The sequence below is a fragment of the Polycladomyces subterraneus genome (assembly GCF_030433435.1).
Classification (GTDB): domain Bacteria; phylum Bacillota; class Bacilli; order Thermoactinomycetales; family JIR-001; genus Polycladomyces; species Polycladomyces subterraneus.
This window is the reverse complement of the sequence record NZ_JANRHH010000021.1, coordinates 30,423-46,837: the sequence shown is the minus strand read 5'-3', so window position 1 is coordinate 46,837 and position 16,415 is coordinate 30,423. Positions and strand designations below refer to the sequence as shown.

The 16,415-nt window shown below is 52.4% G+C and carries 18 protein-coding genes, 1 pseudogene and 1 riboswitch; of the genes and pseudogenes, 16 read left to right on the top strand and 3 right to left on the bottom strand.

From position 1 onward, the window contains the following. Positions 1-451 (top strand): hypothetical protein (locus tag NWF35_RS05030; protein WP_301237994.1); only part of this gene is annotated, 451 nt, incomplete at its 5' end. 357 nt (positions 452-808) lie between these two features. Here NWF35_RS05030 and NWF35_RS05025 read toward each other — a convergent pair. Further along, positions 809-1,114 carry an AzlD domain-containing protein gene (locus tag NWF35_RS05025; RefSeq protein ID WP_301237993.1) on the bottom strand — a complete coding sequence of 102 codons (306 nt, stop codon included), beginning with the start codon at positions 1,112-1,114 and terminating at the stop codon, positions 809-811. Beyond that, positions 1,111-1,875: an AzlC family ABC transporter permease gene (locus tag NWF35_RS05020; protein WP_301237992.1), complete on the bottom strand. Its 765-nt coding sequence runs from the start codon at positions 1,873-1,875 to the stop codon at positions 1,111-1,113. The genes NWF35_RS05025 and NWF35_RS05020 overlap by 4 nt, the downstream gene beginning before the upstream one ends. Positions 1,876-1,940: 65 nt before the next feature. Here NWF35_RS05020 and NWF35_RS05015 point away from each other — a divergent pair. The 3 genes and pseudogenes from NWF35_RS05015 to NWF35_RS05005 form a co-directional block, all read left to right on the top strand. Beyond that, positions 1,941-2,432 (top strand): annotated as a pseudogene (locus NWF35_RS05015) (helix-turn-helix domain-containing protein); the annotation flags it as partial. Positions 2,433-2,484: 52 nt separating this feature from the next. After that, a riboswitch (cyclic di-AMP (ydaO/yuaA leader) is annotated at positions 2,485-2,662 on the top strand. Positions 2,663-2,824: 162 nt separating this feature from the next. Next, the gene (locus tag NWF35_RS05010) at positions 2,825-3,391 is read left to right on the top strand and encodes a pyridoxamine 5'-phosphate oxidase family protein (RefSeq protein ID WP_301237991.1); all 567 of its coding nucleotides are present in this window, start codon (positions 2,825-2,827) and stop codon (positions 3,389-3,391) included. A gap of 329 nt (positions 3,392-3,720) precedes the next feature. After that, a complete protein-coding gene (locus tag NWF35_RS05005; RefSeq protein WP_301237990.1) occupies positions 3,721-4,524 on the top strand; it encodes a sporulation protein YpjB in 804 nt (267 codons plus the stop codon). Positions 4,525-4,850: 326 nt separating this feature from the next. Here NWF35_RS05005 and NWF35_RS05000 read toward each other — a convergent pair whose 3' ends face one another. Continuing rightward, positions 4,851-5,705 carry a YitT family protein gene (locus NWF35_RS05000; RefSeq protein ID WP_301237989.1) on the bottom strand — a complete coding sequence of 285 codons (855 nt, stop codon included), beginning with the start codon at positions 5,703-5,705 and terminating at the stop codon, positions 4,851-4,853. A gap of 172 nt (positions 5,706-5,877) precedes the next feature. On the opposite strand from NWF35_RS05000, the gene NWF35_RS04995 reads away from it, so the two are divergent. The 12 genes from NWF35_RS04995 (at position 5,878) to NWF35_RS04940 (ending at position 16,414) form a co-directional block, all read left to right on the top strand. After that, positions 5,878-6,219 carry a nucleotide pyrophosphohydrolase gene (locus NWF35_RS04995; protein WP_301237988.1) on the top strand — a complete coding sequence of 114 codons (342 nt, stop codon included), beginning with the start codon at positions 5,878-5,880 and terminating at the stop codon, positions 6,217-6,219. A 25-nt stretch (positions 6,220-6,244) separates the two neighbouring features. Then, positions 6,245-7,048: a 4-hydroxy-tetrahydrodipicolinate reductase gene (gene dapB, locus NWF35_RS04990; RefSeq protein ID WP_301237987.1), complete on the top strand. Its 804-nt coding sequence runs from the start codon at positions 6,245-6,247 to the stop codon at positions 7,046-7,048. Between the two features lie 13 nt (positions 7,049-7,061). Beyond that, a complete protein-coding gene (locus NWF35_RS04985) occupies positions 7,062-8,048 on the top strand; it encodes a 1-aminocyclopropane-1-carboxylate deaminase/D-cysteine desulfhydrase (protein WP_301237986.1) in 987 nt (328 codons plus the stop codon). Positions 8,049-8,052: 4 nt separating this feature from the next. Then, entirely contained in the window at positions 8,053-8,478 is a 426-nt protein-coding gene (gene mgsA, locus NWF35_RS04980) for a methylglyoxal synthase (protein ID WP_301237985.1), read from the top strand. After that, complete coding sequence (bshB1, locus tag NWF35_RS04975) at positions 8,475-9,182, top strand: bacillithiol biosynthesis deacetylase BshB1 (RefSeq protein WP_301237984.1); 708 nt, start codon at positions 8,475-8,477, stop codon at positions 9,180-9,182. The genes mgsA and bshB1 overlap by 4 nt, the downstream gene beginning before the upstream one ends. A gap of 18 nt (positions 9,183-9,200) precedes the next feature. After that, positions 9,201-10,322: an N-acetyl-alpha-D-glucosaminyl L-malate synthase BshA gene (gene bshA, locus NWF35_RS04970; RefSeq protein WP_301237983.1), complete on the top strand. Its 1,122-nt coding sequence runs from the start codon at positions 9,201-9,203 to the stop codon at positions 10,320-10,322. A 17-nt stretch (positions 10,323-10,339) separates the two neighbouring features. Then, positions 10,340-11,566, top strand: coding sequence for a CCA tRNA nucleotidyltransferase (locus NWF35_RS04965; RefSeq protein WP_301237982.1), 1,227 nt, complete (start codon positions 10,340-10,342; stop codon positions 11,564-11,566). Beyond that, entirely contained in the window at positions 11,556-12,551 is a 996-nt protein-coding gene (locus tag NWF35_RS04960; protein WP_301237981.1) for a biotin--[acetyl-CoA-carboxylase] ligase, read from the top strand. Before NWF35_RS04965 ends, NWF35_RS04960 begins: the two co-directional genes overlap by 11 nt. A 248-nt stretch (positions 12,552-12,799) precedes the next feature. Then, positions 12,800-13,663, top strand: a complete 864-nt coding sequence (panB, locus tag NWF35_RS04955; protein WP_301237980.1) for a 3-methyl-2-oxobutanoate hydroxymethyltransferase — start codon at positions 12,800-12,802, stop codon at positions 13,661-13,663. Beyond that, entirely contained in the window at positions 13,660-14,532 is an 873-nt protein-coding gene (panC, locus tag NWF35_RS04950) for a pantoate--beta-alanine ligase (protein WP_301237979.1), read from the top strand. Before panB ends, panC begins: the two co-directional genes overlap by 4 nt. Continuing rightward, a complete protein-coding gene (gene panD, locus NWF35_RS04945) occupies positions 14,517-14,900 on the top strand; it encodes an aspartate 1-decarboxylase (protein ID WP_301237978.1) in 384 nt (127 codons plus the stop codon). Before panC ends, panD begins: the two co-directional genes overlap by 16 nt. Positions 14,901-15,046: 146 nt before the next feature. Next, the gene (locus NWF35_RS04940) at positions 15,047-16,414 is read left to right on the top strand and encodes a tetratricopeptide repeat protein (protein ID WP_301237977.1); all 1,368 of its coding nucleotides are present in this window, start codon (positions 15,047-15,049) and stop codon (positions 16,412-16,414) included. Position 16,415: the final 1 nt, after the last annotated feature.

Here is a 16,415-nt window from a genome sequence, read left to right as displayed (position 1 = left end):
ACTCAAGAATCCCACGGCTTCAGCCGTGTGGAGTGTCAACTTTATGGTCAAGGATCGTACACTGAGTTGCATTTTGAGCGGTATCGCAGGGAAACAGGTCAATATCACTGGTTATCTTCAAACAAGACTGCGCCATCAACTCAATCTGGTCAGATTGGTCGTCGGTCCTCCCGATTTGGAAAGAAGAAGTGATCTCCAAGTGGTTAGAAATGTGTTGAGATCCCTTTGTGTGCCTTTTCAGGAGAAAAAAGTGCTTCAAATCCTCCGCATTTCCACCCGGAACACCCGGTGTCATCAACGGATCTTCGGCGCATTGTGGTGCAGGGTAAAGGTGAAGGCGATCTATATCGGTGAGGAAACCAGGCTATTCGTTGACGTATCGAAGCTGGGCAGGGCGGTTCGCATCTTGTCGCAACAAATTGGGAAACAATGTCCCAAGCGGTGCGGATAGCTAGATTAAGACTCACAGGATACGTTCTAAGATGTGGCCATTCAGACAACCCTTTTCAAATGAATGTGTGATCACACATTTCAGTTAGCTTTTCAGACTGGTGAATACTCGAAAAACCAATTAGATCCAACAGACTTGACTCCATTAAACCCTCCGAGTGAGTATTCATTTATCACGATACCAAATAACGATTGTTGTCGGTGAGAAGAATGAAGACTTCTCACAATCTTAAAGTAAAAACTAGTTTGCAACACAGACTTTCTTCATTCATATTTTCATCCCACCAGTGGAATGAACCGATCTAGCATATGAAAACAGCCCAGCGGACGAAGGGGAATTCCGCTGGGCTGTTTGGATTCAAAATGATTTCGCCATCATCACGGCCAGAATCGATCCAAAGACGACATACATGATATGCAGTCGCCAATACGCCAGGATTGCGGCGACAATCCCACCTGCCAAACCGATCCAAGGTTCTCCTTTGGCGACGGATAAAATTCCGGGAAAGATCAATGCTCCCAAGGCCGCATACGGGATGCTGTCGAGCCATTCCCGTGCCCAATCGGGCCATGTGATACGATCCATGATCCATACAGGAAGCCATCGAGGTATCAGTGTCACCACCGACATGCCCAAAATGATGAGCAGTAGATGGTCTGTCATCCCTTTTTCCTCCTCATCAACCAAACTCCGGCCAATCCTCCCAGTACGGTGGACAACACGATCGACCAACCGCTGCTGAGAAACATGCCCAACACCGTGTTGAGCCCCATGCTGATCAAGGCGATCATCCCCCATTTTCCATTCTCCCTGACCGCCGGGATCAACAATCCGATAAACATGGCGTACAGCGCCACCGACATGCTTTCACTGATACTCGGGGGAATGACCTGAGATAGCAGTCCCCCGATCAGGGTACCGATCACCCAAGTGACATAGGAAGTGAGAACCAGTCCCGCGAGAAACCACTTGCCGATCATATCTTTTTTTAAGGAAGCGACAGCGAAGGTTTCGTCCGTGATGCCGCTGGAGACGGCTATTTTCCATGCGACGGGCATCTTTTTCAGTTTGTTCATCAGGGATAATCCCATCACAAAATGGCGGAAATTCAATACGAATGTCGCCAGTACGATTTCCAACGCTCCAGCTCCCGTCGATAGCATATTGACGGCCATAAACTGGCTGGCTCCGGCATAAACCAAGCCCGACATGCAAACGGACAAAAGGGGCGGTATTCCGGACTGCTGGGCGATCATGCCAAACGCAACGGCGATGGGAAGGTATCCTACCACGATGGGAATGGCCGACAATACCCCTGCAGTAAATTCCGATTTTACCGTGATTTTTTGGGTGTGTGTGTTCTTTGCGATGGGTATCACCCCTTTTTTGATCAGATGGTATACTTTATTTATCTTTTGGTTCATTATAATATACAACTGATCGAAAGAAAACGTCATTTCGCTGTATACTCGGAGGGAAAAACAGCAGGATGGAAAATCCATGGGAAGAGAAGCACATCGGAAAACGGGTGGGCGCCAACCTGCGCAAAATCCGTGTCCACCGCGGTTTGAGTATGGAAGCGTTGGCCAAGCAAATCGGGATCAGCAAAGTGACGCTACTTAAAATTGAAAACGGGGAAGCCAACCCGACTCTCTCGGTGATTTGGAAGATCGCCAACGGTTTGTCCGTTCCAGTTACCGCCTTGTTATCAGTGGAGACGGATGTGGCCGTTTCGAGAAAAAGAGAGGGGCTCGTCTTGTCGGATCCCGACGAAGAATTTGAGGTTGAGCCCGTTTTCCGTTCGCATCAACCGCATGTGTTTGAGTTGTACCGAGGGTACTTGCAGCCGTACGGTACCTACCGTTCGGAAGCACATCCTCCCGGTGTGGTGGAATTTGTCACGGTGATGTCCGGCCGGCTTGATGTGGAAATCGAGGGGGAGCGGTATCAACTGTGCGAACATGATGCCATCCGCTTCAACGGTGATGTGCCGCATCAGTACATCAATCCGTCATCCTCTGCGACGGTATTGCATTTTGTCATTTCTTACGACCAGCCTGTTACCGGAAAATCCGTATGGTTTCAGAAGGTTCGACCTGATTGAATCCGACACGGATTGCATTGGGTGAATCCCGGGTTGATGCCCGGGTAGGGTGACTCTCAGCCACCCGAATCCATCAACTAACCTCGTAAGCGTTATAAAAGGGTGGAGAATCGTGCGAGAGCATGGCTATTTTGTTGTGCCAAAAAAGCCGCGGGAAGGATGTCTTCTCGTGGCTTTTTTATGATCCTGTTGTTCGAAGTTTAACTTCTGTTAAACGAAATCATCTGATATATTTGATAAAAAATTTCGTTCAGTAAAGGGGGATCGGCATGGGAAAGCTTTTTCCGGCTTTACTCCCGGAGCATGAAGCGTTCATCAAGAAACAGCGCATATTTTTTGTGGGTTCCGCTCCTTTAAGTGAAGAGGGTCACATCAATATTTCTCCGAAAGGATATGATGCGCTGCGCATATTTTCGCCAAGAGAAGTGGCCTATATGGACCTGACAGGCAGTGGAAACGAAACAAGTGCCCACCTGAAGGAGAATGGAAGGATTACGTTGATGTTTGTTGCGTTTGAAGGTCCTCCCATGATCCTGCGCTTGTATGGAAGGGGGCGCGTAATATTGCCCGATTCATCTGAATGGAATCAATTGATTCATCACTTCGATCTCCTTCCGGGAGCACGCCAAATCATCTATGTAAACATATATGAAGTGAAAACGTCATGCGGATACAGCGTTCCTTACTTCTCCTATTCGGGTGAGCGTGAGACTCTCCAACGGTGGGCCAGTCAAAAGGGGGAGAAAGATCTTCAAACTTATCATCAAGAGAAAAATTCGATCAGCATGGATGGAATCGTCACCCCGTTGGGGCAAAAGTTTATTTCCGAAGAGTGACCTCAGTTGTTTCAGATAATTCTATAGCACCCCAGTATGGTGTGATGGTGTTTGAGTCATCACGGTGGCACTGAGTCAAAAGTTTCAACATGGAGCCGATTCCGATTGATTTGACGGGAACGGCTTTTTTATTTGGTTACATCCATCATAAAACAATGTATCAATTATTTAAACTAGTTTGCTTCACAAACAAAACCAACTATTACTTCAATTCCCCACAAGGAAATGAAACCAAACCCTGTCCCACGAAAAAATGCATACATATCTCGTCCATTTCTATGAATAGACTGTATGGACAAGGAATCTTCTTCAAATCGGGAGAGGTTCACATGTGGAAGAGATGGACCGGCTTGTTGGTCATATTGTGGAGCAGTTTCGTCATATTGCACAGCTATGGATCAGAGTCGGCAATCGCCATGGAACAAACGCAACCGATGCAGTGGGCGCGGCAGGCGGAGCGGGTGTATCAGTTGGTGCAGCGTGGGGATTTATTAGCCGCACGCGATGCGTTGACGGCGCTCTCGCGTAGTTTCTCGCGTGCGAATTTGTCTCCCCTCGGGTTGTCGGTGGAGCAGATCCGTACGTTGTCGCAAACATTGGTAGAAATGGAACAGGAGTTGAACCGCGTACGTCCCAACCCGACCACATTGATGGCAGCGGCGCTTCGGATGCGGATGGCATTTGATGCGTTGACGCATCCCAATCAGCCGCTGTGGAGACAGTATTACTCGGTGTTGCAACGGGATTTGGCCGACATCGAACGGGCGATCAACGCCGGGAATCAAGTGCGTGCGCGCATAGCGGTAGATGCTCTGCTCGATCATTATCGACTGATTCGCCCCGCTATCGTGATCTCACGTACCCCAACGACAGTTACCAAGGTGGATTCGGTCTTATCCTTTCTGCGCAAGCAATCGCGGCCTACGTGGAATCCCGCGCTGCTGCGCAGTGGGGTGAGCCGTTTTCGTGGGATGCTGAATCCGCTGTTTTACGGACCGGAGGAACAAGTAACGGCCATGTACGGTGAATGGGAAACGCCGATCGTCTCGTTTATGCTGATGGTAGGCGGGGTGATTGTGTCCGTGCTGACTTATGTCAGTTGGAAGAAGTATCGGGCGGTGCGTTTACCGTAACGTGGTACTATTGTGCTTCATTTTTTCTTTTTTTTCGCTCCCGAAGAATCTCAATCCCAACAGCCACAACCGACACCGGAATTGGAACAATCCATCAATCCAGCGGATCCAAACAAAGGGGGTGAATCGGAAAATCCCATTTCACCAGGTAACACTTTAGATACTCAAAAATGACTGTCATGCTATAGACAAAAAGAAACCAAAAAAGAAAGCGCGCCTTTCTCATTTTTCCTCCCCAAACAACTACGTCATATGCAGCCTATCTCTATATTCGTCAGACAGATCGTATTTTCTGCTTCAACAAAAAACCCCCGTCCAAACGGGGGTCACTGCATTTTAGTTTCCTCCGGGCTTTCGTAAGTAAACCCTTCTCCCAACACGTCCCGAACATCGTGAACGACCACGAACGCATACGGATCGACGGAGTGGACGATTTGTTTCAGACGGGGCAATTCGTTCCGGTTGACGACCACGTAAAGGACTTCCTTGTCCACCCCAGTGTAGCCGCCTCTCCCTTTTAACAGGGTGGCACCCCGGTTCATTTCTTGGGTGATCTTGTTGGAAATCGAGACGGCGGAGTTGGAGATGATGGTCGCTGCTTTGGCTGAATTCAATCCTTCAACGACAAAGTCGACGACGCGTGCGCCAACAAAGACCGCAACCATGGTATACATCGCTTTTTCTCGTCCGATATACACATAGGACAGCGTCAATACACCCAGGTCGAACAAGAAAAACGTTCGGCCGATGCTCCAGTCGAAATACTTGTTAAGTAGACGGGCGATGATGTCAACGCCGCCAGTGGTTCCACCAACGCGAAAGATCAGCCCCAATCCGACGCCCACCAGTACACCGGTATACAAGGCGGCCAACAGCAAGTCATCGAGCGGACTACCCCAACCTTTGGTCAGTTGTAAAAACAAAGACGAGGCATTGGTACCGATCAGGGTGTAGATGAGCGTATGTTTCCCAAATACTTTGTACCCGATGAAATAAAGCGGGATATTGACGAGGAAAATAAAGAGCGCCGGTGAGATGCCCAATTGGTAGTGTGCCAGCAGCGCCAAACCGGTGAATCCGCCTTCGGCTAATCGGTTGTTGACGGCGAAGTAATTGACGCCGACAGAATAGATAAATGCACCCAACAAGATAAGTACAATGTTTTTGACGTGTTTTTTCATATGATCCCGCCTTTACTTCGTTTCCATGTTTAAAATGCCCAGTTTCTCACCTGCTATATTATACAAGGGGGTTTATTGCAGCATCAATGAGGATCTGTAAAGGATGGATGAGGGATTTGTCTTCCAATCTCAAAATGGGGTAACATGTAGGAGGTTGAGGAGGGTTTACAGAATGGATCGTAAAACGATGTACGACATGCAACAAGAAGTGGATCGATATATTCGTCAGTTCAAGGAAGGGTATTTTCAACCGTTGTCCATGTTGGCCCGCATGACGGAGGAAGTGGGCGAGCTGGCGCGGGAAGTGAATCACCGCTACGGAGAAAAGCCGAAAAAAGAGGGTGAAGCAGAGAACAGCATCGACATGGAATTGGGTGATATCCTGTTTATCATCATTTGTTTCGCCAATTCACTCGGTATTGATTTGGAAGAGGCGTTTGACCGCGTCATGCACAAATATAACACACGAGATGCCAATCGTTGGACCCGCATCGAAACGAACACTGAAGCATGAGCGCATATAGGGGAGGGAGTAATCAATGAGTGAGATTCGTGTCGCGGTGGCCGGGGCGAGCGGCCGCATGGGACAAGAAGTGGTGAAGTTGTTGCATCGGGAAGAAGGAATGACGCTGGTCAGTGGCATTTCCCGGTCCGCAGTGGGACAAGATGTGGGAGAAGTGGCGGGTATCGGTAAACTGGGTGTGACATTTATCGGATCGGTGGAAGAAGCGATCGCCAAAGACCGTCCCGACGTTCTGGTGGATTTCACAACACCGGATGTGGTGCGGCGTCATGCGGAAATCGCGTTGGAAGCAGGAGTTCGCCCCGTGATCGGCACCAGTGGCCTGTCGCGGGAGGATTTGGGACAATTGGATGCACGTTGTCGTGAAAAGGGCATCGGGGCGATCGTAGCGCCCAACTTCGCCATCGGCGCGGTACTGATGATGGTATTTGCGGCAAAGGCAAGCAAGTATCTGCCACATGTGGAGATCATCGAATTGCATCATGACAAAAAGCTGGATGCACCGTCAGGCACAGCCGTCAAAACAGCAGAATTAATCGCGGATGTACGGAATGAGTTTCGCCAAGGACATCCTGAGGAAAAAGAGACGTTGGAAGGAGCGCGCGGTGCTTACTACGACGGATTCCGCATCCACAGCGTACGTCTTCCCGGCATCGTGGCACATCAAGAGGTCCTGTTCGGCGGGCCGGGGCAGTTGTTGACGATCCGTCACGATTCATTGAACCGGGAGTCGTTTATGCCGGGTGTGAAGCTGGCTATTGAGAAAGTGATGGAATTTGATCGTCTGGTATACGGCCTGGAAAACATCTTGGATTTATAAAGGAAGTGACAAGGTGGATACACATTTGTCCCGCTATCCACTGATGTGGGGAGAGACACCGCTGCACCGCCTGCACGGATTGGAGCGGGTCACCGGGCTGAAGGAATGCTGGGTCAAACGGGATGATCTGACCGGGATTGCGTTTGGTGGAAATAAGGTGCGCAAACTGGAGTATCTGCTTGGTGATGCGTTGGCAAAGGGGTGTGACACAGTCATCACCGGGGGCAGCCCGCAGTCCAACCACGCCCGGCTGACGGCAGCGTGCGCCCGGCGTGCCGGACTGGAACCGTGGCTCTGTTTTGCCGGGAAGCACATGGGCATTCAGCAGGGGAACCTGTTGTTGGATCACATATTGGGTGCGGAAATGAAAACCACCGGGGTGTACGGTTCCAAACCATTGCTGGAAGAAATGGAGAAATGGGCCGAAGTAGCACGGCAAAAAGGGAAAAAGCCATATGTGGTTCCGGTAGGTGGCTCCACGCCCATCGGGGATTACGGTTACAAGCGGGCGTGGGATGTATTGCTGGATCAGCTGGCACAATCGGGAGCCCATCCGGAATCGATCGTGCTGGCTGTCGGCAGTGGCGGTACGTTGGCCGGTCTGTTGGCAGGGAAGGTGCTTCATCCCGCCCCGATCAAACTGATCGGGATCAGTGTATGGCTGAAGGCGGATGAGCTGATACCGGAGGTTGTCCGTATGGCGAACGATCTTCTGGCTTTTCTGGGCTCCGACCGACGCCTTTCGGCCGCGGAAGTGCATGTGGAAGACGCCTACATAGGAAAAAAATATGGGGTTCCGTCAGATGCGGGTAATGAAGCCATACGCCTGTTGGCAAGGTCGGAAGGGTTGTTCGTTGATCCTATCTACACCGGCAAGGCGTTAGCGGGTCTGTTGGATCTGTTCCATTGCGGCAAAATCGGTTCCCGTGTCTTGTTTTGGCACACCGGTGGAACACCGGCGTTGTTTACACATGCCCATTCTTTTACACGGGAGGGATGAGCCGATGCACATCGCACTGATTGCGCACGATCGAAAAAAAGAGCAAATGGTGAATTTTGCGATCGCCTATCGGGATATATTGAAGCAACACCATCTTTACGCAACAGGAACGACTGGTCGGAAGATCATGGAGGCGACAGGTCTCCATGTTCACCGGTTTCAATCGGGACCGCTCGGCGGCGACCAACAAATCGGGGCACTGGTAGCGGAAAACAAAATGGATTGCATTATTTTTCTTCGCGATCCGCTGACCGCTCAGCCGCACGAACCGGATATATTGGCATTGCTCCGGTTGGCCGACGTGCACGGCATTCCCGTGGCCACCAATCTCGCGGCGGCGGAAGTGTTGATCCGGTCGATCCAACAAGGGGATTTCGCCTGGCGGGAAATCGTGAATCAAGCTAATGCCAGAGAGGAGGGAAACGCATGACGGTCAACCAACGTGTGGACATTTTGGCATTCGGTGCCCATCCGGATGATGTGGAAATTGGAGCGGGCGGCATTTTGGCCAAACATCAGGCCCAAGGGTTTTCGGTGGCGATTTGCGATCTAACAGCAGCGGAGCTTTCCTCCAATGGAACGGTGGAATTGCGCCGACAGGAGGCAGAAAAAGCCGCTTCCGTCCTTGGTCTGACCGAACGGATCAATCTCGGATTTCCTGACCGAGGGCTGAAAGGTACGGAAGAACAGATTCGACGCATGACTGAGGTGATCCGACGATTGCGCCCGCGCATCGTGTTGGCTCCGTACAGTGAGGACCGTCATCCTGACCATGTGGCCTGCAGCCGAATGGTGAAGGAAGCAGTGTTTGACGCCGGGATCCGCAACCGGAAAGTGGACGGGGATTGGCCTGCCCATCGGGTGGAACAAGTGTTCCATTACTTTATCAACGATGTTGGGCCGGCGGACGTCATCGTCGATATCACTGATGTCTACGAACGAAAGATGGAGGCGATCCAGGCCTATGCCAGTCAGTTTGACCGCTCTCAGGGTGAAGTGGATACGCCACTCAATCATCCCAGTTATTTGGCAATGATTCGGGGACGGGACCAACTTTGGGGCCATCAAATTCGCACATTGTACGGGGAAGGATTGGCTAAGACCCGTCCGTTGGCGATGGATCGGCTCCTATGACGAGGAGGCCTCAGCAGGATGAGAATTGGCATTTCGTGTTACCCCACCCACGGGGGATCAGGCGTGGTGGCCACCGAACTGGGCAAGATGATGGCGGAGCGTGGCCACCAGGTTCATTTCATCACGTACAGCATGCCGTTTCGTCTCGGACGATTTCATCATCATATCCATTATCATGAAGTGGAAGCGAACCGTTATGCGGTATTCAAATATCCGCCCTATGATCTGGCATTGGCCAACCGGATGGCCCAAGTGGCCAAGATCCATCAATTGGACATTTTGCACGTCCACTACGCCGTCCCGCACGCTATTTGTGCATATCTGGCCAAACAGATGACCGGCGGGTCGTTTCGGGTGGTGACCACCCTGCACGGGACAGACATTACCGTATTGGGGGAAGATCCGTCACTTCAGGACATCATCTGTTTCGGCATACGGGAGAGTGATGCAGTGACGGCAGTGTCGGACGATTTGGTGAAGCAGACGCGCGAGTCGTTTTGCGTGGATTCATCCATCCAACGCATCTACAATTTCGTTGACCCGCGTGTTTACTATCCGCGCGACGTATCGCACATCCGGGCCCAATACGCGAGGCCGGACGAAAAATTGCTGCTCCATATCTCCAATTTCCGGGCCGTCAAACGGGTGGATGACGTGGTCAGGGTGTTTGAAAAAGTACAGCGCCAAATCCCCGCGAGACTGTTGCTGGTGGGCGACGGGCCGGAGTTGCCTCGGGTGTCGGAACTGGTAAATGAATTGAATTTGGATCAGCAAGTGGTCTTTCTCGGGAAACAGGACGAAGTGGCGCAGCTCATTTCCCTCGCCGATTTGCTGTTGTTGCCATCCGCTAAAGAGAGTTTCGGCTTGGTGGCGTTGGAAGCGATGGCCTGCGGCGTCCCGGCTGTCACATCCAACGCGGGCGGTTTGCCGGAAGTGGTAAAGCACGGGGAGACCGGTTACCTGGCGGATATCGGGGATGTAGACCAGATGGCGGCATATGCGCTGGAGCTGCTGACGGATCCGGTTAAACACCGGCGTTTCTCCGAAAACGGGTTAAAACGGGCGCGGGAACAGTTCAGTGCGGAAAAAATCGCGGATGAATACGAAGCGTTGTATCGGCGGGTACTGGCTGAGCCGTGAGAGTAGGGAGGAAGAACATGGACCCACGAAAAGCGGCATTGTGGGTGATGGAACGTTTGGAGTCAGCAGGATATCAAGCGTATCTGGTCGGGGGTTGCGTTCGTGACGAGTTGTTGGGCAAACAGCCAAAGGACTATGACGTCACAACGGATGCCCGGCCGGAAACGGTACAGGCGTTGTTTCCCCGTACGGCAGCGACAGGTCTGAAGCATGGAACCGTGACCGTGATTCTCGACGGGCAACCGGTGGAGGTGACCACTTTTCGGGTTGAGACAGGCTACTCGGATCATCGCCGACCCGACAAAGTGGTCTTTGTTTCCCGTTTGGAGGACGATCTAGCACGGCGGGATTTTACCGTCAATGCGATGGCGATGGATCGAGAGGGGCGTCTGTATGATCCGTTTGGTGGACAGAAAGACTTGAAAGAGAGACGAATCCGAACTGTTGGAAACGCAGAAGAGCGATTTGCAGAGGATGCGTTGCGCATGTTGCGGGCAGTTCGATTCAGTGCTCAGCTGGGATTCCGGATTACTGACGAGACAGGCCATGCCATCTGCCGAATGCGTCATATCCTCAGACACCTGGCCGTGGAACGGGTGACGGCGGAGTTGGAGAAAGTGTGGTCGGTGAAATCTCCTTCCATCGCAGTGCAGTATTTGCAGGAGTGGGACCTGTTACCCCACCTGCCGCCATTTCACTGCTGGGAGCACATCCAAAAGGCAGAACTGCTTCCCGCGGAACGATTCGACCGTCTTACCACCCGCGAAGGAAGATGGGGGTTATTGTTACACGCTTGCCACGTTCCTCCGGAGCGAGCGGCGGCACATCTGCGTTTATTGCGATTAAAGTCGGCGGATGTGAAAATGATTGGCGGGATTTACCAGTTGGCGTTCGACTGTCCGAATTGGCAAATGATTTCCCCGACCGAGGGGAAACGACTCCTTTTCCGACAGGGGACGGAACCGGTGTTACAATCTCTTCAGTGGAGCCGGGTAATGGGTCATATTGATACAGAGACAGCCGAGCGACTGGAAGTGCTGTTTGAGAGATGGGCAAAGGAAATGCCTGTACGGCAACTGTCCGACCTGGCGATTGACGGAAGCGATCTGATCCGGGCGACGGGGTGCCCTCCCGGTCGATGGGTGGGACAGGCTTTGGCGTATTTACTGGAGCAAGTGGCATTGGGACGGTTGCCCAACGACCGTTCCCGTTTGTTGGAGGAGGGAAGGCAATTTGGGAAGTGAGATCCGCGAACGCCTGTTGGCACTGCTGATCGAGCATGCCGGTCATTTCGTATCCGGCGAGGAGATCAGCAGACAGTTGGGCTGTACCCGTACAGCGATCTGGAAGCATATCGACGAACTGAGAAAGGCGGGGTATGAAATCGAGGCCAGACCGAAAGCGGGGTACTGCCTCCGGTATCAGCCGGACCGGATTGCGCCGGAGGAGATCAAGGCGTTGCTCTCCACGCGACGGTTTGGACATGCTATTCATTATGTGGAATCGGTGGAATCGACACAATGGCTGGCACATCAAGGCGTGCGATCCGGCGCCGAGGAAGGGGCCTTGTTTCTTGCCGACGAGCAGAAACAGGGACGCGGACGTATGGGGCGGAAATGGCACTCACCGCCGCGCTCCGGTATTTGGATGAGTTTGTTGCTACGGCCACCGATCCCGCTCAATCTCGCTCCGCAGTTGACCTTGATGGCGTCAGTCGGAGTAACGCGGGCCATCCGAAGAGAAACGGGGTTGCCGGTCACGATCAAATGGCCCAACGATCTGTTGATCGATGGGAGAAAAGTGTGTGGCATCCTGACGGAGTTGAGAGGAGAACAGGATCAAATTCATTATGTCGTTCTGGGGATCGGGGTGAATGTCAACACACCGGCCACATCGTTCCCTGAGGATTTGAAAACCATCGCCACCTCACTGGCTGCCGAAAGTGGGCGTACCTATCGGCGGGCAAAGCTGATCGCGGCGATTTTGGAAGAATTGGAGTATGTGTATGATCTGTATCTGAGCGAAGGATTTGAAACGATTCGCCATTCCTGGGAATCTTTCGCCTGTATGCTCGGTCAATCAGTGACGGCTCATACCCCGCAAGGGCCGCGACAGGGTATAGCCAAGGGGCTTCATGCTTCCGGGGCATTGCTGTTGGAAACCGATGAAGGGATTGTGCCCGTCTACTCAGCGGACATTCGCTGGTATGAGCAGGGATTGCCAAATTGACTTTTTTGCGTTACCCTTAAGGCGACGGCAATATCCCTTTTTCGGGAGTTGCACGTCGCGTGTAGGCCTGATGGACATGTTAAGGGAAAACCGAATCGCTTTTTCAAAGTCTGCTCTGAGCCTGAGGGAGGGACGGAGACAGAGAAAAGGGTGAAACCAACGCCTTTTCAGTCCTTTTTCCGGCTGAGAGGCGTTTTTTGTCTTTGGCGGGTTCCCGTTCGGCTCAGCAGCGATCGGAGGGAATCGAGATGGAAGGGCGGAAAAAAGTCACCACCCGCATGTTGCGCGATATGAAAGCAAAAGGGCAGAAAATCGCCATGATCACGGCCTATGATTATCCTTCGGCCAAATTGGCGGATCAGGCGGGAGTGGATGTGATTTTGGTGGGGGACTCGCTGGGGATGGTGGTATTGGGGTATGATTCCACCATCCCGGTCACCATCGATGATATGGTGCACCACACCAAGGCGGTTACCCGCGGAACGAAACATGCGTTCGTGGTATCCGATCTGCCGTTTCTCACCAGCCATCTGGGAACGGAGCATGCACTTCGGGCCGCAGGACGCCTAATGCAGGAAGCAGGAGCCAAAGCCGTTAAGATCGAGGGCGGTGAAGAAATCCTGCATGTGGTACGCGCTTGTGTGGCGGCTGGCATTCCGGTGATGGGCCACCTGGGCTTGACACCGCAATCGGTTCACCAACTGGGCGGTTACCGGGTACAAGGGCGTGATGCCGAAACGGCGAAGCGCCTGATCCGTGATGCTCGTCTGCTGGAAGAGGCGGGAGCGTTCGCGTTGGTATTGGAGTGCGTGCCAGAGGAGTTGGCGCGGGAAATTACGGAGGCGATCACCATCCCGACGATCGGGATCGGGGCAGGACGTTACTGTGATGGACAAGTGCTGGTCTTCCACGACGTCTTACAAATCGCAAGCGAGGTAAACCCTTCCTTCGTTCAAGCGTTTGCGGAAGCGGGAGCGGTGATGCAGGAAGGGATCCGGCGTTATGTGCAAGCTGTCAAAGAAACGCGTTTTCCACAGGAGGAACATGTGTTCCATCTCTCTAATGAGACGATGGCCACACTGTACGGAGGTAAAGGATTGAGCGGAAAATGAAGATCATTCATTCGATTCAGGAATTGCGTCAGACCTTGCGCCCCCTTCGAACGGGAACGATTGGTTTTGTACCGACGATGGGCTACTTGCATCGGGGACACCAAAGTCTGATGGACCGGGCTCGCCAAGATTGCGACACGGTGGTGGTGTCGGTTTTCGTCAACCCGTTGCAATTTGGACCAAATGAGGATTTCGACCGCTATCCAAGGGATTTGGAGCGAGACGCAGCGATTGCCGAGGCTGCGGGAGTGGACTATTTGTTTGCGCCCAGTGTTGACGAGATGTATCCGTCGAAATCATTGACCACCGTGACTCTGCGTCGGATCACAGAGCCTTTGTGCGGTGCATCGCGTCCTGGTCATTTCGACGGTGTGGCGACCGTGGTGACGAAGTTGTTTCACATCGTACAGCCTGACAAGGCGTATTTCGGTTTGAAAGACGCGCAACAAGTGGCGGTCATTCAGCAGATGACAGAGGATCTCAATTTTCCGGTGGAGATTGTGCCTTGCCCGACTGTCCGGGAGCCGGACGGGTTGGCGATGAGCTCTCGCAACGTGTACTTGTCTCCGGAAGAGCGACAGCAAGCGACCGTGTTGTACCGAGCTCTGCGAGCGGCAAAGGAGCAAATTGAAGCAGGTACACTGACGCGGGCGTCCGATGTGACTGCTTTTTTGGAAAAAGAAATCCGTACACAACCGCTGGCGGATATCGACTACGTGCAAGTGTTGAGCTATCCACGGCTGGAGCGGATTGACCGTTTGGAAAACGAGCGTATTATCATGGCGGTGGCTGTTCGGTTCGGCTCAACGCGGTTGATCGATAACCTGATTCTGCCGGAAGAGGGGGACGGATCATGTTTCGAACAATGATGAAAGCCAAGATTCATCGGGCCACGGTGACGGAAGCCAATTTGAACTATGTGGGCAGTGTGACCATCGACGAGGAGATTTTGGAACGTGTCGACATTTTGCCCAACGAAAAAGTGCAGATTGTTAACAACAACAATGGAGCCCGTTTGGAAACTTACGTAATTCCCGGTCCGCGTGGCAGCCGGACGATTTGTCTGAACGGGGCAGCGGCGCGTCTGGTCCAGCCGGGTGATAAGGTCATCATTATTTCCTACGCACTGATGAGCGAAGAAGAGATCGCCCGTCATCAGCCCAAGATCGCAATCATGGGAGAGAATAACGAGATCCAGACGGTGATCGGAGAAGAAGTACATGGCACAGTATACTAATGGTTGTACCAAACAAGTCGTTCCCTTCAGGGAACGACTTGTTTTCGTTTCAGCAGAATCCCCACTGCGATCCCACCTTTTTTCAGCATGGAAAACGGGGAGCGGGAGATACTCTTAGCGAAAACTGCTGATGGGGAGGGATGACCGTGTTTCACCAGTGGATGGATACCATCCTACAAGGGTTGGCTGAAATCGAAGACCAATATCCCACCGGTTCCGCACAGGAACGTGAACGGTTGAAAGAGCGGTTTCACCAAATCCAAACAGTATGCCAACATTTGTTGGAATCATGGGCATTGGTGGAGGAACAAATGGCACGCTTGCTTCAGCGTCATCCCGAGCTGTCTGTCCAGGATCAGGGTCTGGAGGAAGAATTTTGGCTGCGCGAGGAATCAGTGCGACAGTTTCGACAAGGTCAGGGATATTATCAATTGCGGATGTTTACACAAGCGGAAGATGCATTTCATCAAGTGGTGGAGGAAGAACCCGAATTTCTGCTCGGGAGGATCTATTTGGCGCTCAGCCATTTTCAGTCCGGTGATTGGGACGAAGCAGACCGCCAGTTCCAAATAGTGGCAAAAACAGCGACACATGACGTCTTTCTGGGCTTTGCCCATCATATGCTGGGATGTGTGCGGGTCAAACGCGGGGATGACCGTCAGGCAATCCGGGCATTTCACAAGGCGTTGTCGTACGACCAGCACAATCCGGATACGTGGTTCAACATCGGGACCTGTCACTTCCGTCTAGGGGAATACATGGAAGCGATCCGACACTTTTTTCAGGCTGTCCTGTTGGATGAGGAAGATTGGGAAGCCATGTTGTCCCTTTCACAGTGTTATCAGCAAATGGGGGAACGGGAAAACGGCCTGTACTGGCGAATCTGGGTGTACGAAAAAACACGCCACCCCCACGTGATGGAAGCGATCGCCCACGACTACGAAGAGATGGGCAAGCCGGAGGAGGCCATATTTTGGTATCGGAAGTTACTGTCACATGATCCCGTCAACCCGGCTGCTTATCACGGAATCAGTTGGAACCTGTGGGCGCTCGGCAAAACGACGGATGCCGAGACCTGGCTGAAAAAAGGGTTGAGTTTGGCTCCTCGAAACCCGGATTTGCTGTTCACTCGTCTGTGGATGTGGATGCAGCAGGGGGAATGGGCAAAGGCGGAACAAATGATGACTCGAGTGCCGGATGAAGTCAAACAGCAACCAGATTGGCTGTTAATCCGTTCCCAATTGCTGACCCATTTGCACGAGTTCTCCCGGGCGGAATCGCTGGCGGAGGCGGTCATGCAGCAATCGGTACCATCCGTTCAAGCAATGGGTTGTTTTCAAAAAGGGCGGATCTTATTGGAACAGGGTCATATTGCAGAGGCGATCCAGCTATTCCAACAAGCACAACAGCTGTGCGTCCAATGGAAAGAACCCGTTTTTTACGAAGGATTGTGCCATATCATCGAGGGACGCCCCGATTTGACCCGGCAACGATGGCAACACTTGTCCACGTAAA